At 40.5% G+C, this 21,727-nt stretch carries 20 protein-coding genes; all 20 read left to right on the plus strand.

Annotated features, from left to right (window positions below; all coding sequences use genetic code 11):
- The first annotated feature begins 1 nt into the window (after window position 1).
- The 20 genes from flhB to JNUCC41_RS17170 all read left to right on the plus strand — a co-directional run bounded on the left by flhB (window position 2) and on the right by JNUCC41_RS17170 (window position 21,700).
- Complete coding sequence (gene flhB / locus JNUCC41_RS17075; RefSeq protein ID WP_192204036.1) at window positions 2-1,084, plus strand: flagellar biosynthesis protein FlhB; 1,083 nt, start codon at window positions 2-4, stop codon at window positions 1,082-1,084.
- Window positions 1,085-1,124: 40 nt separating this feature from the next.
- Window positions 1,125-3,161, plus strand: a complete 2,037-nt coding sequence (gene flhA / locus JNUCC41_RS17080; RefSeq protein WP_192204037.1) for a flagellar biosynthesis protein FlhA — start codon at window positions 1,125-1,127, stop codon at window positions 3,159-3,161.
- On the plus strand, window positions 3,158-4,315 hold the full coding sequence (gene flhF / locus JNUCC41_RS17085; RefSeq protein WP_192204038.1) for a flagellar biosynthesis GTPase FlhF: 1,158 nt from the start codon (window positions 3,158-3,160) through the stop codon (window positions 4,313-4,315). Before flhA ends, flhF begins: the two co-directional genes overlap by 4 nt.
- Entirely contained in the window at window positions 4,299-5,165 is an 867-nt protein-coding gene (locus JNUCC41_RS17090) for a MinD/ParA family protein (RefSeq protein ID WP_192204039.1), read from the plus strand. Before flhF ends, JNUCC41_RS17090 begins: the two co-directional genes overlap by 17 nt.
- Before the next feature lie 10 nt (window positions 5,166-5,175).
- Window positions 5,176-6,273: a protein-glutamate methylesterase/protein-glutamine glutaminase gene (locus JNUCC41_RS17095; protein ID WP_192204040.1), complete on the plus strand. Its 1,098-nt coding sequence runs from the start codon at window positions 5,176-5,178 to the stop codon at window positions 6,271-6,273.
- A 21-nt stretch (window positions 6,274-6,294) separates the two neighbouring features.
- Complete coding sequence (locus tag JNUCC41_RS17100) at window positions 6,295-8,337, plus strand: chemotaxis protein CheA (protein WP_192204041.1); 2,043 nt, start codon at window positions 6,295-6,297, stop codon at window positions 8,335-8,337.
- Between the two features lie 102 nt (window positions 8,338-8,439).
- A complete protein-coding gene (locus JNUCC41_RS17105) occupies window positions 8,440-8,895 on the plus strand; it encodes a chemotaxis protein CheW (RefSeq protein ID WP_192204042.1) in 456 nt (151 codons plus the stop codon).
- A 4-nt stretch (window positions 8,896-8,899) separates the two neighbouring features.
- Window positions 8,900-9,538 carry a chemotaxis protein CheC gene (locus tag JNUCC41_RS17110; RefSeq protein WP_192204043.1) on the plus strand — a complete coding sequence of 213 codons (639 nt, stop codon included), beginning with the start codon at window positions 8,900-8,902 and terminating at the stop codon, window positions 9,536-9,538.
- Window positions 9,531-10,034: a chemotaxis protein CheD gene (locus JNUCC41_RS17115; protein ID WP_192204044.1), complete on the plus strand. Its 504-nt coding sequence runs from the start codon at window positions 9,531-9,533 to the stop codon at window positions 10,032-10,034. The genes JNUCC41_RS17110 and JNUCC41_RS17115 overlap by 8 nt, the downstream gene beginning before the upstream one ends.
- 125 nt (window positions 10,035-10,159) lie before the next feature.
- Window positions 10,160-10,924, plus strand: a complete 765-nt coding sequence (locus JNUCC41_RS17120; RefSeq protein WP_192204045.1) for a FliA/WhiG family RNA polymerase sigma factor — start codon at window positions 10,160-10,162, stop codon at window positions 10,922-10,924.
- A 228-nt stretch (window positions 10,925-11,152) separates the two neighbouring features.
- Window positions 11,153-11,785 carry a hypothetical protein gene (locus tag JNUCC41_RS17125; protein WP_192204046.1) on the plus strand — a complete coding sequence of 211 codons (633 nt, stop codon included), beginning with the start codon at window positions 11,153-11,155 and terminating at the stop codon, window positions 11,783-11,785.
- A 153-nt stretch (window positions 11,786-11,938) separates the two neighbouring features.
- Window positions 11,939-12,652 carry a 30S ribosomal protein S2 gene (gene rpsB, locus JNUCC41_RS17130; RefSeq protein ID WP_053345349.1) on the plus strand — a complete coding sequence of 238 codons (714 nt, stop codon included), beginning with the start codon at window positions 11,939-11,941 and terminating at the stop codon, window positions 12,650-12,652.
- 309 nt (window positions 12,653-12,961) lie between these two features.
- Window positions 12,962-13,846 carry a translation elongation factor Ts gene (gene tsf, locus JNUCC41_RS17135; RefSeq protein ID WP_076366479.1) on the plus strand — a complete coding sequence of 295 codons (885 nt, stop codon included), beginning with the start codon at window positions 12,962-12,964 and terminating at the stop codon, window positions 13,844-13,846.
- A 125-nt stretch (window positions 13,847-13,971) separates the two neighbouring features.
- A complete protein-coding gene (gene pyrH / locus JNUCC41_RS17140) occupies window positions 13,972-14,694 on the plus strand; it encodes a UMP kinase (protein ID WP_034313639.1) in 723 nt (240 codons plus the stop codon).
- Between the two features lie 3 nt (window positions 14,695-14,697).
- On the plus strand, window positions 14,698-15,255 hold the full coding sequence (frr, locus tag JNUCC41_RS17145) for a ribosome recycling factor (protein ID WP_192204047.1): 558 nt from the start codon (window positions 14,698-14,700) through the stop codon (window positions 15,253-15,255).
- A 399-nt stretch (window positions 15,256-15,654) separates the two neighbouring features.
- Window positions 15,655-16,428 (plus strand): undecaprenyl pyrophosphate synthase, encoded by a 774-nt coding sequence (locus tag JNUCC41_RS17150; protein ID WP_192204048.1) that lies wholly within the window; start codon window positions 15,655-15,657, stop codon window positions 16,426-16,428.
- 25 nt (window positions 16,429-16,453) lie between these two features.
- Entirely contained in the window at window positions 16,454-17,251 is a 798-nt protein-coding gene (locus JNUCC41_RS17155) for a phosphatidate cytidylyltransferase (protein ID WP_192204049.1), read from the plus strand.
- A gap of 42 nt (window positions 17,252-17,293) precedes the next feature.
- On the plus strand, window positions 17,294-18,454 hold the full coding sequence (gene dxr, locus JNUCC41_RS17160) for a 1-deoxy-D-xylulose-5-phosphate reductoisomerase (protein WP_192204050.1): 1,161 nt from the start codon (window positions 17,294-17,296) through the stop codon (window positions 18,452-18,454).
- 7 nt (window positions 18,455-18,461) lie between these two features.
- Complete coding sequence (rseP, locus tag JNUCC41_RS17165; RefSeq protein ID WP_192204051.1) at window positions 18,462-19,730, plus strand: RIP metalloprotease RseP; 1,269 nt, start codon at window positions 18,462-18,464, stop codon at window positions 19,728-19,730.
- A 269-nt stretch (window positions 19,731-19,999) separates the two neighbouring features.
- On the plus strand, window positions 20,000-21,700 hold the full coding sequence (locus JNUCC41_RS17170; protein WP_192204052.1) for a proline--tRNA ligase: 1,701 nt from the start codon (window positions 20,000-20,002) through the stop codon (window positions 21,698-21,700).
- Window positions 21,701-21,727 lie beyond the last annotated feature (27 nt).

The raw sequence follows: 21,727 nt of genomic DNA on the forward strand, positions 1-21,727 counted from the left end.
TATGGAGAGGTTTCAGCTGGATTTACAGTTTTTCGCTGGAGAGAAGACCGAAAAGGCGACTCCCAAAAAACGTCAGGATTCGAAGAAAAAAGGTCAGGTGGCAAAGAGTCAGGATGTAAATACCTCTGTGAATTTAATTGCAGTGTTTTCTGTGCTAATGCTTATGGGACCATACATGTATAATCATCTGCTCGGTCTAATGAAAGAATATCTGCAACATTTTACCTTGACTGGATTCAGTGAGGAGAATATGCAAATTATCATGATTGAGGTTTTAAAGGAGATGGGCCTTATCCTGGGACCCGTTTTCGCAGCAGCGATAGTGGCTGGGATACTGGCTAATGTCATGCAAATCGGTTTTTTGTTTTCGACTGAATCCATTCAGTTCAAACTGGATAAATTGGATCCCATTAAAGGATTCAAACGTATTTTTTCAATGAGGGCCATCGTTGAATTATTGAAATCCATTCTTAAAATATCATTTGTTGGCTTTGTTGCCTTTTATGTACTATGGCAGCGCATGGACGAGATTATGATTTTATCACAGATTTCTGTGGAAGAAGCGATGGCAACATTGGCGGATATTACGATTAAAGTAGGGTTTTATGCTGCCGTGGCTTTATTGTTCATTGCTCTATTAGACTATTTGTACCAAAAATATGACTTTGAAAAAAACATCCGGATGTCCAAACAGGATATTAAGGATGAGTATAAAAACTCCGAAGGGGACCCGCTCATCAAATCCAAGATAAAGCAAAAGCAAAGGCAGATGGCCGCACAAAGAATGATGCAGGAAATTCCCAATGCGGATGTCGTCATCACTAACCCGACGCATTTTGCTATTGCTTTAAAATATGATGAAGAAAAAGCTGAGGCTCCGTACGTAGTGGCAAAAGGCGTTGATTTTGTTGCTCAGAAAATTAAATTCATTGCTAAAGAAAACGATGTGGCCATGGTGGAAAATCGGCCTTTGGCCAGGTCATTATATGATCAAGCTGAATTAGGCCAGGCGATACCTGAAGAGTTCTTTAAGGCGGTCGCTGAAATACTGGCCTTTGTATATAAAACCAAAGGTAAACTGTAAAGAAGTAATAGGGTAACCCGCTAGTTAGGAGAGAAAAAACATGCGAGCAAGAGATTTAGTTGTTATATCAAGCGTCATCATGATCGTTACCATGTTGGTCATTCCATTGCCAACATGGTTGTTAAGTATTTTACTCCTTTTAAATATCTCTCTTGCGTTGCTGGTTCTATTGACTACGATGAATATGAAAGAACCTCTCGAATTTTCAATCTTTCCTTCCTTGCTCCTTTTACTGACATTGTTCAGGCTGGGGTTGAATGTTTCGACGACTCGTGCCATTTTGACCTATGGTGATGCTGGAGGAGTTGTAGAAACCTTTGGGTCGTTTGTAGTCGGCGGTAACGTGCTTGTAGGATTAGTTGTATTCATCATTTTGGTCATCATCAATTTCATCGTCATCACCAAAGGCTCCGAACGGGTCTCGGAGGTAGCGGCTAGGTTTACGCTGGATGCGATGCCAGGGAAACAGATGGCCATAGATGCAGATTTGAATGCTGGGATGATCTCCGAAAACGAAGCACGTGGCAGAAGGGAAAAAATCAGTAACGAAGCAGACTTTTATGGATCCATGGATGGAGCGAGTAAGTTTGTTAAAGGGGATGCCATAGCGGGCATCATCATTGTCATCATAAACTTGATTTTCGGTATGATTATTGGCGTCATGCAATTGGACATGAGCTTTGGAGAAGCAGCCGTCCATTTTTCCATGTTATCGGTTGGTGACGGTATCGTGAGTCAGGTACCTGCTTTATTGATTTCTACAGCTACGGGTATTGTCGTAACCCGGGCAGCCTCGAATGGAAACCTCGGAGCGGATATTGTTGAACAGTTATTCCAATTTCCCAAAATGCTTTACCTGACAGCTGCAACCATTTTCCTTTTAGGTTTATTCACTCCCATTTCCGACCTATTCACGATTCCGATCGCTGCTTTATTAGTCGTTGGAGGGTATACAATTTCAAGGATACCAAATCAGGACGAAAATGAAATACAAGAAATGGAAGAAGTATTGGAAACCGATGAAATGAAAAGTCCAGAAAGCGTTGTTAACCTTTTAAGTGTCGACCCGATCGAATTTGAGTTTGGATATGGATTGATTCCGCTTGCGGATGCCAATCAAGGGGGAGACCTGCTGGACAGGGTCGTCATGATCCGCAGGCAGCTTGCAATTGAATTGGGACTCGTGATCCCTGTGGTCAGAATACGTGACAACATTCAGTTGAATCCCAATGAATATCGGCTGAAGATTAAAGGAAGTGTCATGGCCAAGGGGGAATTGCTCCTAAATCATTTCTTGGCCATGAGTCCAGGGATGGAGGATGATTCAATAGAAGGAATCGATACGATAGAACCGTCTTTCGGTTTACCGGCCAAGTGGATCACGGATGATATGAAAGAACATGCCGAGATGTTGGGTTATACAGTTGTGGACCCGCCAAGTGTTGTATCCACTCACTTGACGGAAGTGATAAAAGCCAATGCGCATGAATTATTGGGCAGGCAGGAAACGAAACAATTGATCGATCATCTCCACGAATCGGCACCTATACTAGTAGAGGAAGTCACTCCGAACCCCTTGTCCATAGGAGATGTGCAAAAGGTATTGGGAAAATTATTGAAGGAAAAAGTTTCAATAAGGAACTTACCGATCATTTTCGAAACACTTGCTGATTATGGCAAGTTATCGACTGATACAGATTTGCTTACTGAATATGTAAGGCAGAATTTAGCCAGGCAAATAACGAATTCTTTTCTTTCGGATGAAAATAGAATTAAAGTCATAACATTATCAGGGAAAGTGGAAAAGACCATCGCGGATAGTGTACAGCAAACCGAACATGGTAATTTTTTATCATTGGATCCAACTATATCACAATCCATATTGGAGGCAATTGCAGCCAAATTGGAAGAGCTGACCCTAATGGATCACCAACCGATCTTACTCTGTTCTCCAGCAGTAAGGATGTATGCCCGGCAATTAACTGAACGATATTTTCCTAATGTACCGATTCTTTCATACAATGAACTCGAATCGAATGTAGAAGTACAAAGTGTAGGGGTGGTGAATTTCGATTGAAGGTAAAGAAATATTTGGCACCATCAATGAACGAGGCAATGAAGCGAATAAGGGAGGAACTAGGCAGTGATGCGGTAATCTTAAGTTCAAAGGCTGTATATACTGGTGGTTTCTTAGGATTATTCAAAAAGAGGAATATTGAAGTCATTGCAGCCATAGACCCCGTGTCACAGCCTGTCCAAACCGTAACCAAACAAAAATCGAAGAAGTTGCCATCAAAGCTGGAAGTGGCAAGTCATGCCCATGAGCCTAATGAAGGCAATAGGGAAAGTGCTGACTTAGTAAAAGAGATCGAAGGTTTGAAAGATATGATAAAGAGTTTGCAAACCTATTCACTTGATAGAAAATATCCGGCGAAACTGCAGAAAATCCATGAATACCTAACTGAGCAGGAAGTGGATATATCACTTCGGTGCCAAATCATGGATGAACTGCTTGAAAAATGGTTCGTTTTTAAACAGCAATCCACTGATGAAGAGGTTCAAGTTTGGTTGGAAGAAGCCATGTTCGCGATTTTGGAAAAGGCCGAAAATGGAAAAAACGGGCTGCAAAAAAAGTATATTAATATTGTTGGTCCAACAGGTGTGGGAAAGACAACGACCTTGGCAAAAATAGCTGCGGAAACCATGTTGAAGCATGATAAAAAGGTGGCTTTCATTACGACGGATACGTACAGGATCGCTGCAATAGATCAACTTAAGACATATGCCAAGATTCTAAACGTTCCCATTGAAGTCGCTTATAACCTGGAAGACTTCAAAAGAGCGGCTGAACGCTTCTCCCATTACGATTATGTTTTTATTGATACGGCAGGAAGGAATTTCCGTAACCCGCAATATGTTAAGGATCTTAATGAAATCATCCATTTTACTGATGAGATGGAAACCTACTTAGTGTTGTCATTGACTTCTAAACAAAAGGATATGGAAGATATTTACCGACAGTTTGCTAGCATACCGATTAAACAGGTGATTTTTACAAAAGCGGACGAAACCTCCACTTTCGGACCGATTTTTAATTTTATACACACTCATAAATTGGGAGCGGCCTATATAACAGATGGACAGAATGTGCCAGACGATATTGAAATAGCTACATCATCACAGCTATTGAAAATGGCTATCGGGGCTAAAAAATATGAAAGATCAAGCTGAGAATTTACGAAAAAGATTGGAAGCCCGCCAAAATAAGACAATGGCCAAAACGATTGCCGTTTTAAGCGGTAAAGGTGGAGTGGGAAAATCAAACTTTACTTTGAATTTTTCCATTGCCTTATCCCAAAGAGGCAAAAAGGTACTGTTGTTCGACATGGATATCGGTATGGGGAATATTGATATTTTGATAGGTGAACACTCTCCCTGCAGTATTATTGATTTTTTTGAAAAAGATTGTAGTTTGAAGGATATCATCATGTCAGGACCGGGAAATATTTCAATCATTACAGGTGGGACAGGGTTGACGGATCTCTTTTCACTTGATGAAGATCATTATACCCGTTTTAATGAAGAATTCAGTTTATTGTTGGCGAATTACGATTATATATTATTTGATATGGGAGCAGGCATCACTAAGGATTCCATGAAATTCCTGTTATGTGTGGATGAATTAGTCGTTATCACGACGCCGGAACCAACTTCTATCATGGATGCTTACTCCGCAATGAAATATATCCATTCAGTAAATAAAGAGATTCCATTGTTCCTAGTTTGCAATCGGGTTTTCACGAGTAAGGACGGCAAAGAAACGATTAAGCGGCTCCAAAATGCACTAGTGAAATTTTTGGGGCTGGAAACTGTAGCTCTAGGGTACTTGCCAGATGATAGAACCGTACCTAAATCTGTTACCAAACAAATGCCCTTTCTCCTTTTCGATTCTGAAGCCGATGTATCGAAAGCCATTTTGGACATTGCTTCAAGATATGCAAATCATTCATTTGGGGAAGAATTGACTTTGCAAAAAAGTCATTTCCTCCAAAATATGAAGAGATATTTTTTTGGAAAGTAGGTCTCCTTATATGGGTAAAGTAAAAGTGCTGATAGTGGACGATTCTGCGTTTATGAGAAAGTTAATTTCAGAGTTTTTAGCAGAAGATAGCAGGGTGGAAGTCATCGGGACTGCCAGGAATGGAAGAGATGCCATTGACAAAATAAAGGCTTTAAAACCCGATGTCGTGACTTTGGATGTGGAAATGCCGATAATGGACGGCTTGGAAGCATTAAACCGGATTATGAATGAATGTCCGACCGCTGTAGTCATGTTATCAAGCACCACGAAAAAAGGAACGGAAAATACATTTGCCGCCATGAACAGTGGAGCCTTTGACTTTGTGGCTAAGCCTTCGGGAGCCATTTCATTGGATTTACATAAAATCAAGAAAGAACTCCAAGAAAAAGTTATGGCTGCCAGCAGGGCAAATGTTCACAAACTAGAAAAACATGCGAAAAATATTGAAAGAAGCCCATCCGTTTGGGGAAAATATAGTAAAATAGATTCAATACAAATACCTAAAAGCGAAAAAAATATAAAAAAATGGTCCTATGGATATAAAAAGATAATCGTTATCGGCACATCAACAGGAGGCCCGAGAGCGCTGCAGACAGTCTTGACAGGACTCCCAGAAGAAATTGATGCACCCATACTCATTGTCCAGCATATGCCCCCCGGTTTCACAAAATCCTTGGCAACACGCCTGAATTCATTATGCAAGATTAAAGTGAAGGAAGCTGAAGAGGGAGAACTGATTCAAAAAGGTATCGCCTACATCGCACCTGGAGGTTTTCACTTGAAAGTGAAGAAGGTCGGGATGAGCTGGGCAATCCATTTGGATCAATCCGAAGTGCGTCATGGACATCGCCCGTCGGTTGATGTGCTATTTGAATCGGTAAGTGAAATGAATGATTCTGCGAAAATAGCCGTTATCATGACCGGGATGGGAAAGGACGGGGCGAGAGGGCTTACAAATCTTAAACAAAAGGGTCCTTTAAAAGCGATAGCCGAATCACAGGAGACATCAATCGTTTTTGGTATGCCTAAAGCGGCAATCAATACCAAGTTAATAGATAGCGTAGAGGATGTAGAAGAAATAGCTAAAGCGATAATAAGCTATTGTTAACACGTGGAGGTGTGAGATTGTATGGATATGAATCAATATTTAGAGGTATTTATAGAGGAAAGTAAAGAACATCTTCAAACGTGCAGCGAACAGTTGCTGGTACTCGAAAAGAACCCGGAAGACCTCTCGATCGTAAACGAAATCTTTCGTTCCGCCCATACCTTAAAAGGGATGTCGGCAACTATGGGGTATGAGGATCTAGCCAACTTAACTCATAAAATGGAGAATGTGCTGGATGCGATCCGAAACAGCCAAATCGCCCTTTCGCCTGAATTGTTTGATGTGATATTTTTAGCGGTTGATCATTTAGAAGCAATGGTCATGTCCATTGCTGAAGGTGGAGATGGAAAAAGAAATGTGAAGGATGTTGTCCATCAGCTGGAAATGATTGAAAAAGGGGAGTCGCCCTTTTCTTCCACCAATGCAGAGATTGCAGCAGCTTCTGCCGTCCTGGAAAAGAAGGAAATGATTGCGGGAGAGTATGATGAATTTGAATGGACAGTACTTCAACAGTCAAAGGATCAGGGGTTTAACAGCTTCGAAATTTCGATAGGGTTGCGTGAGGACTGTCTTTTAAAAGCTGCCCGTGTGTTTATGGTTTTCGAAGTGCTTGAAAAGTCAGGTGAAGTAATCAAGTCCCACCCACCCGTCGAACTTTTGGAAGAAGAGCAATTCGATCAGCAATTTACAGTCACGATGGTAACAACAGAATCGGGTGAAGAGATAAAGAAAAAAATCATGAAGGTTACCGAAGTGGATCAAGTTGTTGTAAATGCAATTGATCTAGAATGCGTGCGGCATGAAGCTAAATCTAACGAGGATAATGTTACTGAAATTCTAAAACAAGAGTCAAATGATGCCTTGCTACCAACTGATAACGATGATAAGAAAAAACAGACTCCCGTCAAGCCGGCATCAAGCAAGACCATTCGGGTGAACATTGAGCGGCTTGATATATTAATGAATTTATTCGAGGAACTAGTAATCGATAGAGGCAGACTTGATCAAATTTCCAGTGATTTGGATAATCAAGAATTGCATGAAACAGTAGAAAGAATGTCCCGTATAACAAGTGATTTACAAACAATCGTATTGAACATGCGGATGGTGCCCGTGGAAACTGTATTCAATCGTTTTCCTAAAATGGTTCGTCAATTGGCAAGGGATTTAAACAAGAAAGTCAATTTGGAAATCAACGGTGCCGAAACGGAACTTGATCGTACAGTCATTGATGAAATCGGTGATCCACTCGTCCATTTAATAAGAAACGCCATGGATCATGGAATTGAAACAACTGAAGAACGTTTGGCTAAAGGAAAGAATGAAGAAGGTAAAATCCTCTTAAAAGCATATCACAGCGGTAATCATGTTTTCATTGAAATCGAGGATGACGGCGCAGGCATCAATAAAGATCGAGTCTTGAACAAGGCCCTATCCAATGGGATATTAACTAAGGAAACTGCCGCCACCCTAACGGATAAGCAAATCTATGAATTGATATTCGCTTCTGGTTTTTCAACAGCGGAAACCATTTCAGATGTATCGGGACGGGGTGTGGGGCTCGATGTGGTTAAAAATACTATTGAGTCCCTCGGTGGAACTGTCACAATCGATTCCAAAGAGAATGAAGGATCCATCTTCCTTATTCAACTTCCGCTTACATTGTCCATTATTTCTGTCATGCTGGTTGAAATCCAAAACGAAAAATATGCCATACCGCTTTCTTCCATTATTGAAACAGCAATAATAAAAAGAGCAGATATCATGAATGCCCATAATCAACAAGTTATTGACTACAGGGGAAAGGTTCTACCGCTTCTGTTCTTGAAAGATATATTCGAAGTTCCTATCAGTCAGGAAGAAGAAGAGTCCCTCTCTGTGGTCATTGTAAGAAAAGGTGATAAATTAGCAGGATTAGTCGTTGATTCATTTATCGGGCAGCTGGAAATCGTTCTGAAGTCATTAGGTAATTATTTAACTAGTGCATTTGCAATTTCCGGGGCAACGATACTTGGTGATGGGCAAGTTGCTTTAATCATAGATTGCAACACATTGATTCATTGAATGATAGATAAATGGGGCAGGGTAATGGGGCGTTAGTTCGACCGTGCCGATGCGTATCAAGGCTTTACAATCATCATGTGTTTTTTAAAAGGAGGGGAATAGATGTCGGAGGATATGAAAGTAATTGTATTTCAAATTATGGATAAAGAATATGCAATTCCAGTGGATAAGGTCAGTGGTATCGAAAAGCTTCTGCATATTACCAGAGTTCCAAAGACTGTAAAATTTGTTAAGGGAGTCATAAATTTAAGGGGTGTAATCACTCCAATTATTGATTTACGGGTTCGGTTTGGTTTCGAAGAGGTGGAATACGATGAGTCAACAAGGATTATAGTCGTCTTTCTGGATGATATGGAAGTGGGGCTAATAGTGGACTCTGCTAATGATGTTTTGGATATTCCCGTGGAAAGTATCGAACCTCAGCCTGAAATTGTGGGACATCTAGCTTCAGAATATATTAGCGGAGTGGCTAAAATTGAGAAACGACTGCTCGTCCTAATTAATTTGGAGAAGGCCTTAAGTCTAGAAGTGACTGAAAATATGTTAAGAGAAGGATAATCATATGTCATTCATTGAGAAAATTAACCCGCTTCAACTCGATATTTTGAAGGAAATCGGTAATATAGGTGCAGGGAACGCAGCAACCGCGCTTTCTGCCATCCTTAATAGGAAAATTGCTATGAATGTTCCTAATGTCCGAATCGTTTCCTTTGATGAAATGATGGAAATGGCTGGCGGGGCAGATCACGTCGTTGCCAGCGTTTTCCTTAGAATGGAAGGTGATGCTTCAGGGAGCATGTTTTTTATCCTTGCGCTACCCGTAGCTGAATACTTGATTCGTAAGATGACTGGTGATGTGACCTTTTTAATAGATTCAGCACCCTATAATGAATTGGCACGCTCTTGCCTTCAGGAGTTAGGGAATATATTAGCGGGATCCTATCTCTCTTCCCTTTCTGATTTCACCCGATTGAATATCCATCCATCCGTTCCTTCCTTGAGCATCGATATGGTAGGGGCAACGATCAGTTATGGATTATTGGAATTATCTCAAGTAAGTGACGCAGCCATCGTCATTGATACAGTACTTGAAAAAGACCAACTTTTTGATGACTCCATTAATGGTCATTTCTTTCTATTACCTGATCCCGAATTTCTTGATATCATTTTTTCTGCTTTAGGAGTGTCACCTAATGACTGAATTGTTAAAGGACCAGGTTGTTAAGGTTGGAATAGCGGATATGAATATAATAAAACCTCCCGATACGATTCGTACTTCCGGGTTGGGGTCGTGTGTTGGAGTCGTGATTTATGATGAAAAAAAAGAAATTGCAGGTTTGGCCCATATCATGCTGCCTGACTCTTCACTCGCTAAATCGGGACAGATCAACATTGCCAAATTTGCAGATACGGCCATTAAGGAATTAGTGCAGATCTTAGTAAAAGAAGGCGCAAGAATGCCTTTCCTAAAAGCGAAGTTGGCTGGCGGAGCGCAAATGTTTCAATTTGCCTCTGGAGGGGATTTAATGAGGATAGGACCCCGGAATGTGGAAGCTGTCCGGAAAGAGTTATCTGACTTGCGGATAAGAGTCGTTGCCGAAGATGTTGGCGGGAATAGCGGAAGAACGATCGAATTCAATTTAAAGGATTGTTTGCTAAAAATTCGGACCGTTACTAAAGGGACTAAAAACATATAGGATCGGAATTGGCTTTTAAAAAGTCAAAAATATGACAGGTACACTTGCTACTGAACCAATAATCATTTATGGCTTTAGGGGCCGTTTTGATCACAAATCATATAACAATGTTAGGAGGATGTCCAATGTCTCATCTGACCATCGAAGAAGAGCAGTTATGTTGGAAAAATTGGGTGGATTGCAGAGATCCGCTGGCCGGGGACATTTTGGTAAAGAAATACATACCTCTCGTATCGTATCATGTTCAACGTATTTCGGTAAGTCTTCCTAAAAATGTGAGCCGGGATGATATAAGAAGTTTAGGGATGATGGGGTTATTCGATGCCCTGGAGCGCTTTGATACGAAGCGTGACCTGAAGTTTGACACATATGCATCTTTTAGAATCCGTGGTGCTATTTTAGATGGATTAAGGAAAGAGGATTGGCTTCCACGGAGTGCAAGAGATAAAGCCAAGAAAATTGAATCTGCAATAGAAAGGCTGGAGCAGCAATACATGAGGAACCTTTCGCCAAATGAGATTGCCGCTGAATTGAAAATCCCGGAAGATGAAGTATATGCTGCATTAAATGAGAATTTCTTTGCCAATGTACTTTCAATTGATGAAAATCCCCAAGAGGACGATAAAGAAAGCGCGAATTTTCATATTAAAGATGAAAAGGCGGATTTACCTGAGGAACATGTGTTAAAGGAAGAACTGTATGTCGAATTAGCCAAAGTCATAGAAACGCTTAATGAAAAAGAACAGTTGGTTTTACAGCTTTTTTATAAGGAAGAACTAACATTAACCGAAATCGGACAAGTGATGGGATTATCTACTTCCCGGATATCCCAAATTCACTCGAAAGCGATATATAAATTAAGAAACACGATGCAAGATCAAAAGATTTAATCATGATTTTTTTGAAGTGGGCTTTGGAGAACGAAGAAAGCCCCTATATGTCAAATTGAAAAAATTCTTACGGGTACCCGGATCAATAAATGTCGAAATCACAGAATGTTCGAACTGTACTTTTTCATGAAAGCATAGAGAAAGTAATCAAGGAAGAACAACAGTGAAAAAAGATCCCCGTCCGTATTAAGGTAACAGGATTGACTATTCCGGTTAATAGGAGGCAACATGTCAGCGGTTTTTATATTTCTGTTGTTTGTATTAAACATATTCACCATTTTTGCCATCATCGTTTTATATCTTCGCCAAAATCTTTTAAGTAAGTTGGAAAAAGACCAAAAAGCCATCATTGGGGAAATGGAACAACTTTTGTCAGGTTATTTAATGGAGATGAAAGAGGACAACGAGACATTGGTAAAGGCATTCACCAATTCGGTGGCTATGAATCACGATCTTGGACACAAAGAAAAAGAATATGGTTCAAACAAGGAAACAAAGGAAGATAAAGATGAAAAACAAGAACAAAACAGTAAGTATGAAGAGGGAAATCGTGCCGCAGCTAAAATGAAGGCGATTAACGCTTATAAAATAGTGCCTGAAGAAAATGAGGCCAATGCTCTACCCGTTAAAGTCGAGGACAAATTGGAGCTTTCATCGGCAGCGACTTCCCCTCAAAGCGAGGGGAAGTCGGCTGGCATGGAATTTTCGGACATGCTGCAGGCTTCGTTAAATGAATGGTCATTGGATGAAAAAGTGGATATGTTAGCGGATCAAGGGAATTCAGTAGAGGAAATCGCCAAAAAGTTAGGTCGCGGTCAAACGGAGATAGAGCTATTACTAAAGTTTCGTGAGAATAGATAAGTTATCTCTTGATTGTACAGAGTCATTATGATATATTATGAAATGGTGTTATTACACACGCCCCGTGATTCTTGCAGATGGTGCTGTTACGACAGTTTCTGTATGAAAATGATCGGTGCGGAGGAAAAACAAAACCATTTAGGAGGAACTAAAATGTCAGTCATTTCTATGAAACAATTGCTTGAAGCTGGTGTGCATTTCGGACACCAAACACGTCGCTGGAACCCGAAAATGAAGAAATATATCTTCACTGAGCGTAACGGCATCTACATCATCGACCTTCAAAAAACAGTTAAAAAGGTTGAAGAAGCTTATAACTTCGTGAAAGAACTAGCTGCTAACGGTGGTACTGTTCTTTTCGTCGGAACTAAAAAGCAAGCTCAAGAATCTGTTAAAGAAGAAGCTATCCGTTCTGGTATGTACTATGTAAACCAACGTTGGTTAGGTGGAACTTTAACAAACTTTGAAACAATCCAAAAACGTATCACTCGTCTTAAAGATATCGAAAAAATGGAAGAAAACGGAACTTTCGAAGTCCTTCCTAAAAAAGAAGTTATCCAACTTAAAAAAGAATGGGATCGCTTAGAAAAATTCTTAGGCGGTATTAAAGATATGAAGACTCTTCCAGATGCGATCTTCGTTATCGACCCTCGCAAAGAGCGTATTGCTGTTGCGGAAGCACACAAATTACACATTCCACTTGTTGGTATCGTTGATACAAACTGTGATCCGGATGAAATCGATGTAGTTATTCCTGCGAATGACGATGCAATCCGTGCTGTTAAATTATTAACAGGTAAAATGGCAGATGCTATCTTAGAAGCTAAACAAGGCGAAGAAACAGCAACTGAAACAACTACTGCTTAATAAGTAAAAAAGGTTGCTTATTCAGTAAGAAAAAAGGTGATAAGAGGATAATGCCTTTTATCCCTTTTTTTTGCACTAAATGAACTTACATAAAATCACTGTACGGAATGTCTTTATAAAAAGGTATGGGCGATTTTTGAGGGATGAAAATCATCAACTAGTTTAGCTCCGTCAAATTGACTGAAAAAGTTGATGTTTTTTCAGGAAAATTGTCAAAGCTCGTTATTTTCTTTGATGATAACAAGTATTTTTTGGCAATAATGGGTAAAGATTGAATAAACTGCATTTAATTTGAGGAGGATATATATTATGGCAATCACTGCACAATTAGTTAAAGAATTGCGTGAAAAAACTGGTGCCGGCATGATGGACTGTAAAAAGGCACTTGTACAAACAGAAGGCGATATGGAAAAGGCAATCGATTTCCTACGTGAAAAAGGGATTGCAAAAGCAGCTAATAAAGGCGACCGTATTGCTGCTGAAGGTCTAACTTCAATCGTTGTGGAAGGAAACCAAGCGGTTATTCTTGAAGTGAACTCAGAAACTGATTTCGTTGCTAAAAACGAAGGCTTCCAAATTCTTGTTAAAGAATTGGCTTCATTCCTTCTTGCTAACAAACCTGAAAGCGTTGAAGCAGCTCTTGAGCAAACAATGGAAAATGGAGCAAAAGTTGCAGATCATATCAATGCTGCTGTTGCAAAAATCGGGGAAAAATTAACTCTTCGCCGTTTCCAAGTCGTTTCTAAAACAGATAACGACGCATTTGGTGCATACCTTCACATGGGTGGACGCATCAGCGTATTATCAGTTCTTGAAGGTACAACTGATGAAGAGGCAGCTAAAGGCGTTTCAATGCATATCGCTGCAATTAACCCTAAATATATCTCTCGTGACCAAGTTGATGCCAGCGAACTAGAACGCGAACGCGAAGTTCTTACTCAGCAAGCACTTAATGAAGGAAAACCTGAAAAAATCGTTGCAAAAATGGTTGAAGGACGTATCAATAAATTCTACGAAGAAATCTGTGTTAACGAACAAGCTTTCGTTAAGAACCCTGATCAAAAAGTGGGACAATTCGTTGAATCTAAAGGTGGAAAAATCCAATCATTCGTTCGTTATGAAGTAGGGGAAGGTCTTGAAAAACGTCAAGAAAACTTTGCTGAAGAAGTAATGAATCAAGTTAAAAAAGACTAATTGTTTGATAATTAATAATAGGGAACACTCTTGTGTTCCCTATTTTTTGAAATGTCATGAATTTTTGGTAGTATTGCAAGAAAACATGATGAACGAATGAAAAGATTACATAGTTGGAGGTTCTCATGAGTAACGCTAAATATAAACGTGTCGTTCTAAAACTAAGTGGCGAAGCATTAGCCGGTGAAGAAGGATTTGGAATTAACCCTGCAGTAATTAAATCCATTGCTGAACAAGTCAAGGAAGTGGCTGAGCTTGATGTGGAAGTGGCTGTTGTTGTCGGCGGCGGAAACATTTGGCGCGGAAAAATAGGCAGTGAAATGGGCATGGATCGTGCTAATGCCGATTATATGGGTATGCTGGCTACAGTCATGAACTCATTGGCATTACAAGACAGCCTTGATCAGCTTGGAATTGAAACGCGCGTGCAAACTTCCATTGAGATGAGACAAGTCGCAGAACCATACATTAGACGCCGTGCAATCAGGCACCTGGAGAAAAAGAGAGTGGTGATTTTTGCAGCTGGTACAGGTAATCCATACTTCTCAACGGATACCACTGCCGCCCTGCGTGCTGCTGAAATTGAAGCTGATGTCATCTTGATGGCGAAGAATAATGTGGATGGCGTATACAATGCAGATCCGGTTAAGGACAAAAATGCAGTGAAGTATGATAAACTTTCCTATCTTGATGTGATTAAAGAAGGGTTAGAAGTAATGGATTCAACTGCGTCCTCGCTATGCATGGACAATGATATTCCATTGATCGTCTTCTCGATCATGGAAAAAGGTAATATTAAACGGGCCGTTTTAGGCGAAACGCTTGGAACTATCGTAAGGGGGAAATAAAAGATGCCGAAACAAGTTATTTCGAATGCGAAAACGAAAATGGAAAAAGCCATTGGAGCGTACACACGTGAATTAGCAAGCATCCGTGCCGGAAGGGCAAATGCCTCATTGCTTGATAGAATCTCGATTGATTATTATGGTTCGCAGACACCAGTCAATCAAGTGGCTGGCATTTCTGTCCCGGAAGCCAGATTATTAGTCATTCAACCATATGATAAAACGGTGTTGGGTGAAATCGAAAAGGCGATTTTGAAATCAGACCTAGGCTTAAATCCTTCCAATGATGGATCGATCATCAGGATAGCCATTCCGGCGTTAACTGAAGAGCGTAGAAAAGAGCTTGTGAAAGTTGTGAAAAAAGAAGCGGAAGAAGCGAAAATAGCTGTCCGTAATGTGCGTCGAGATGCAAATGATGATTTGAAAAAGCTTGAAAAAAGCGGTGAAATCACTGAAGATGATTTACGTGGCTATGCTGATGACATCCAAAAGATGACAGATGGCAATATCACGAAAATCGATGAAATTACAAAAGATAAAGAAAAAGAAATTTTGGAAGTATAATTTTCGCTGAAGAATTGATTAAATAAAGAGGGCCGAATCCATACCGGGTCATGTCTTGGTTCTAACATATAGGTGTGCTTAAAGGAGAAAACTGTTATAATAAGGTTTCTCCGATTATGATTACTCCTTAGTTAGTATGTTGCATGCAAACGTTGGAGGTGGTCCTTTTTTTGCATTTTTCATGGTATTCATAAACCGGTTTTAGAAAAAAAGAAGTAATGATTTCTCCCTTTCTAGCTTCTAATGAAGAAATAATTTTCATAATAATAATATGAGAACCAGTTTTTTTTTGATATTATAATATAGATTCTTTTTAAGCGGCAGAAAGCTTGATATACATAGTGCACGACAACTTTGCCTTTGTAGAGAGATAAGTACAACCTGATGGGGGACTAACATATGTATTCACTTTGGAAGCGTTTCGTTAAAAAAGATGCTTCTTCCGATGTAACAAATAGGATTCAGCATATTAAACAGTTTGATGTTCCTCAGCATATAGCCATCATTATGGATGGAAACGGCCGTTGGGCCAAAAAGCGTGCATTGCCACGTGTGGCGGGTCATCATGAAGGAATGAAAACCGTTCGTAGGATTACGAAAGTTGCCAATAAATTAGGGGTCAAGACTTTGACAGTCTATGCGTTTTCAACTGAAAATTGGAAACGTCCGAAAAGTGAAGTAGACTTTTTGATGAAGCTTCCACAGGAATTTCTTGGGACATTTTTACCCGAGCTCATTTCCGAAAATGTAAGAGTTGAAATGATAGGGGACTTGTCTCTCATTCCGTCACATACTCAAAGTGCCGTTAAACGGGCAATGGAAGACACGAAAGGCAATGATGGGATGATTCTGAATTTTGCCCTGAATTATGGAAGCCGCGGGGAGATTGTATCTGCAGTGAATAGCATCTTGAATGATGCTAAGAATGGTATAATAAAGGAAACTGTAACTGAGGAAATGTTATCCAGTTATCTGATGACCAAACATTTGTCGGATCCTGATTTACTGATCCGTACAAGCGGTGAAATCCGTTTAAGCAATTTCATGCTTTGGCAGTCGGCTTATACTGAAATGTGGTTTACTGAAGTGCTATGGCCGGATTTTAGTGAAGAGCATTTATTGCAGGCAGTTGAGGAGTATCAAAAGCGTTCACGAAGATTCGGTGGCGTTTAATGTAGAAGGCGAGGAAAATGGAATAATGAAACAACGAATTATTACGGCGGTCGTAGTTGCCGCTATCTTCATTCCACTAGTCATTTTAGGGGGCACTCCCTTTTTACTGACGGTTTATCTGTTAGGGTCAATTGGTTTGTATGAACTGATGAAAATGAAAAAGTTACGTGTATTGTCTTTTGAATCATTTCTTGCACACATATTATTGTGGGTGCTTTTATTGCCTAATGAGCATACCGCTTTTTTAGCGGAAATAAATTACGATAAAGTTCAAGTCTTCTTAATCGGGATTTTGCTGCTGTTACTTTATACAGTCGTTTCAAAAAACCGTTTCACTTTTGATGACGCAGGCTTTCTCGTGATTTCAATCCTATACTTGGGGATAGGTTTCTACTACCTATTTGAAACACGGGACTCTTTGGGGTTGGGGCTAATCTATATCCTGCTTACCCTATTTACGATCTGGGCAACCGATTCCGGAGCCTATTTCATTGGTAAATCACTTGGTAAAAGAAAGCTATGGCCAGAAATAAGTCCAAACAAGACGGTGGAGGGATTTATCGGCGGGTTATTTTCCGCTATGGTAGTGGGTGTTCTATTTTACGTCTTCTCCAACCTTGACTACACGTTATTACAATTATTATTGATTTCATTAATCATTGGGGTATTCGGGCAATTGGGTGATCTTGTCCAATCGGCGTATAAACGTCACTATGGCGTTAAAGATTCAGGGAAGCTTCTCCCGGGACATGGGGGAATTTTGGACAGGCTTGATAGCGTGATATTCATTTTACCGATTTTGCATTTATTGCATGTTTTATAATATATATATAGGCAAGCGTTATTGAATTAGGAGATGAACAATTTGAAAAATATCAGCCTTTTGGGCGCGACAGGATCGATTGGTCAACAAACAGCGGATGTAGTAAGGTCCCATCCAGATCAATTCAAGATTGTGGCGCTTTCTGCTGGAAAGAATATAGAATTGGTCAGGACTTATATAAAAGAATTTAAACCGAAACTGGTTTCAGTCCAAACGGAAGAAGATTATCATGTTTTGAAAAGTGAATTCTCCAGCCGCAAAGATATCGAGTTCATGTATGGAGATGAGGGATTGACTGCTGTTGCCGTTTATGGTCAAGCGACGATATTGGTCAATGCCGTCATCGGAAGCGTGGGTCTTCATCCGACACTTCAAGCAATAAAGGCTAAAAAAGATATAGCCATCGCCAACAAGGAGACTTTGGTGACTGCAGGTCATTTAGTCATAAGTGAAGCAAAAAAAGCGGGGGTCAGATTACTGCCGGTTGACAGTGAGCATTCAGCTATTTTTCAGGCATTGCAAGGTGAAAAGGAAAAAAATATAGAACGTCTTGTCATTACTGCTTCAGGAGGCAGTTTTCGGGATCGGACCAGGGAAGAATTGAAGGGTGTAACGGTGGAAGAGGCACTGAACCATCCGAACTGGTCAATGGGAGCTAAAATCACCATAGATTCGGCATCAATGATGAATAAGGGATTGGAAGTAATTGAGGCCCACTGGCTATTCGACCTTCCCTACGATAAAATTGATGTATTGCTTCATAAGGAGAGCATCATCCATTCCATGGTTGAGTTTCATGACTCCAGCGTGATGGCACAACTGGGGACACCGGATATGAGGGTTCCGATACAATATGCACTTACTTATCCAGACCGTATTCCGCTAACAGGTCGCAAACGGCTTAATCTTGCTGAAGCAGGCAAACTGCACTTCAGCGATATGGATTTCACCAGATATCCTTGTTTGCAATTCGCATATAAAGCGGGTAAAATGGGCGGAACGATGACTACTGTGTTGAATGCCGCCAATGAAGCCGCAGTCTCTGCGTTCTTATCTGGAAAGGTAACCTTCCTTGATATAGAAACATTGATTGAAAAGGCGCTTAATCAGCATTCCGTCATAGCCCTTCCAGATTTAGAAACGATTCAGGAAGTCGATAATATGACAAGGCAGTATATAGAATCTTTAGTGAAAGATAGGTGACCGGAACATGCAGACTTTAGAAACGATTATAGCGTTCATCATCATTTTTGGAGCTCTAGTATTTTTCCATGAGCTTGGGCACTTAGTGTTTGCAAAGCGAGCAGGAATTTTATGCCGTGAGTTCGCAATCGGTTTCGGGCCAAAAGTATTCACTTATAAAAAGAAGGAAACCGTATATACCATTCGATTGCTCCCTCTTGGCGGGTACGTGCGTATGGCTGGCGAAGACGCAGAGAATATTGAATTGAAGCCCGGCTATCGGGTGGGATTAATGTTTGATAATGAAGAGAATGTTACAAAAATCATTTTGAACAATAAAGATAAATATCCTGATATCCGTCTTGTGGAAGTTGAAGTGATCGATCTTGATCATAAACTGATCCTTACAGGTTATGAGGAGGGTGAGGAAGATACACTAAAAACGTTTGCCATTCATAAAGAAGCGGTGATCGTTGAAAATGGTGTAGAAAACCAGATTGCTCCTTTTGATCGGCAATTTGCCTCAAAGTCGCTTGGGCATCGTTTCCTGACGATTGTAGCTGGACCGGCAATGAATTTCGTTTTGGCTTTTGTCATTTTTGTGTTGATCGGCATGTTTCAAGGAGTCGTGGTGGATGAAGCGAAACTTGGTGAGTTGACTCCAGATGGTTCGGCTGTAAATGCCGGTTTAAAATCGGGGGATATCATTCAATCCATCGAAGGTACGGAAGTCTCCACATGGGGAGATGTTCAGGAAAGCATTCAAAAGAACCCAGGGCAAGAGATCGAGTTCGTCGTTGACAGGGACGGGAAAACATTAGAAGTTCCGGTTGTTCCACAAGAAGTGGAGAGGGAAGGGAAGAAAATCGGAATTATCGGCGTTTACCCTCCGGTTGAAAAAGCACCGATTAAAGCAATACAATATGGTTTCACAGAAACGTATTTTTGGACAAAACAAATCTTCATCATCCTTGGTGACCTCGTAACGGGTGGATTTACGATCGACAGTTTATCCGGTCCTGTAGGAATATATAAATCAACTGAGGAAGTAGCGAAACAAGGTTTATTCACGTTAATGAAATGGGCTGGGCTGCTCAGCATTAACCTGGGAATCATGAACCTGCTTCCGCTGCCGGCATTGGATGGAGGAAGACTGTTATTCTTTGTGGTCGAATTCTTAAGAGGAAAACCGATTGACCGTCAAAAAGAAGGAATGGTCCACTTCATCGGCTTTGCCTTGCTGATGTTATTGATGATTGTCGTTACATGGAATGATATCCAGCGATTCTTCCTGTAAGATAAGTTTGGATAATGCAAAAACAGGCCAGCAGATTTATCTGTTGGCCGTTTTCTTATCTGAAGAGATTTCCTAGTTTTTTAACCGTTTTGGGGAAATTGTTTGTTTTCTAGGGAAATCGTAAGTATAATCGAGAATGAGTATATTAAATTAGCTTTTCTGAAAAACGCGGAAAGTCTTTTTTGTATGAAAATGACCGTATTAATGTTGCGGTATGAATTTTACCGAAGCCGCAATTAATTTAAAGGAAATATTGAAGAGGTGCAGATATGAAACAAAGTATGACGTTGATCCCTACATTAAGGGAAGTGCCTGCAGATGCTGAAATCAAAAGTCATCAGCTGCTATTACGTGCAGGATTTATGAGACAAAACTCCAGCGGGGTATATAGTTTTATGCCGCTTGGAAAAAAGGTGCTTCAAAAGGTTGAGGCTATCGTTAGGGAAGAAATGGAAAATGCTGGTGCGGTAGAATTGTTGATGCCTGCTCTGCAACAAGCCGAATTCTGGCAGGAATCTGGACGCTGGTATACCTATGGTCCAGAGTTGATGCGGCTTAAGGATCGCAACAACCGTGAATTTGCGCTTGGTGCCACACATGAAGAAGTGATAACCAGCTTAGTTCGTGATGAAGTGAAATCCTATAAGCGTCTTCCATTAACGGTTTATCAGATCCAAACCAAATTCCGTGATGAAAAAAGACCGCGTTTCGGATTGTTGCGTGGACGTGAGTTCATCATGAAGGATGCTTATTCTTTCCACGCTAATCAAGAAAGCCTGGATGCTGTTTATAAAAATTTATATGCGGCATATTCGAATATATTCAGCCGCTGTGGGCTGGACTTCCGTGCCGTCATTGCCGATTCTGGGGCAATGGGTGGTAAGGATACACATGAATTCATGGTCCTGTCTGAAATTGGGGAGGATACCATCGCATATTCTGATACTTCCGATTATGCAGCTAATATTGAAATGGCACCTGTGAGCGTAAAATATGAAAAAAGCTCCGAAGAACAAATTGCACTTGAAAAAATTCATACACCAGGTCAAAAAACGATTGAAGAAGTTGCTTCATTCTTGAATACTAGTGCAGAGAAACTAATAAAATCGTTATTGTTTAAAGTGGATGAAAAGTATGTGCTTGTTTTGGTAAGAGGAGATCATGAAGTCAATGATATCAAGCTGAAGAATTTCTATAACGCTTCAATCGTTGAATTGGTCGATCCAAATGAGACGAAAGAAGTCTTAGGATGTACAATTGGATCTCTTGGACCAATCAATGTCACTTCTGAAGTCGAAGTGATTGCGGATGTTGCCGTCGAGGCCATGGTTAATGGAATTTGTGGTGCAAATGAGGAAGACCACCATTATGTGAACGTAAATCCCGCTCGTGACTTTAACGTGGATAATTATATAGATCTTCGTTTCATCCAAGAGGGTGACCCATCACCGGACGGAAACGGAAAGATTAAATTTGCCAAAGGGATTGAGGTAGGCCACGTATTCAAACTGGGAACTAAATATTCTGAAGCTATGAATGCGACATTCCTGGATGAGAATGGACGGACGCAGCCTATGATCATGGGCTGTTATGGCATTGGTGTTTCCCGTACACTAGCCGCTGTTGCTGAACAATTCAACGATGAAAAAGGGTTGGTCTGGCCAGTGAATTTAGCGCCATACCAAGTCCATTTGATTCCAATCAATATGAAGGATGAGGCTCAGGCTGCACTGGCAGAAGATTTATATAATGATCTAAAGGCACAAGGCATGGAAGTTCTTATGGATGATCGTCAAGAACGTGCGGGCGTAAAATTCGCAGACTCTGACTTGATGGGTCTTCCTGTCAGGGTGACTGTTGGTAAAAAGGCATCCGAGGGAATCGTTGAAGTGAAAATCCGTAAAACGGGTGAGGTTCTTGAAGTTGAAAGAGCTGAACTGACTCAAAAGCTTCACGAAATAATGGCATAATTTAAAAATAGCGGATTTAGGCATCAT

It is taken from the genome of Brevibacillus sp. JNUCC-41, assembly GCF_014844095.1.
Classification (GTDB): Bacteria; Bacillota; Bacilli; order Bacillales; family DSM-1321; genus Peribacillus; species Peribacillus aracenensis.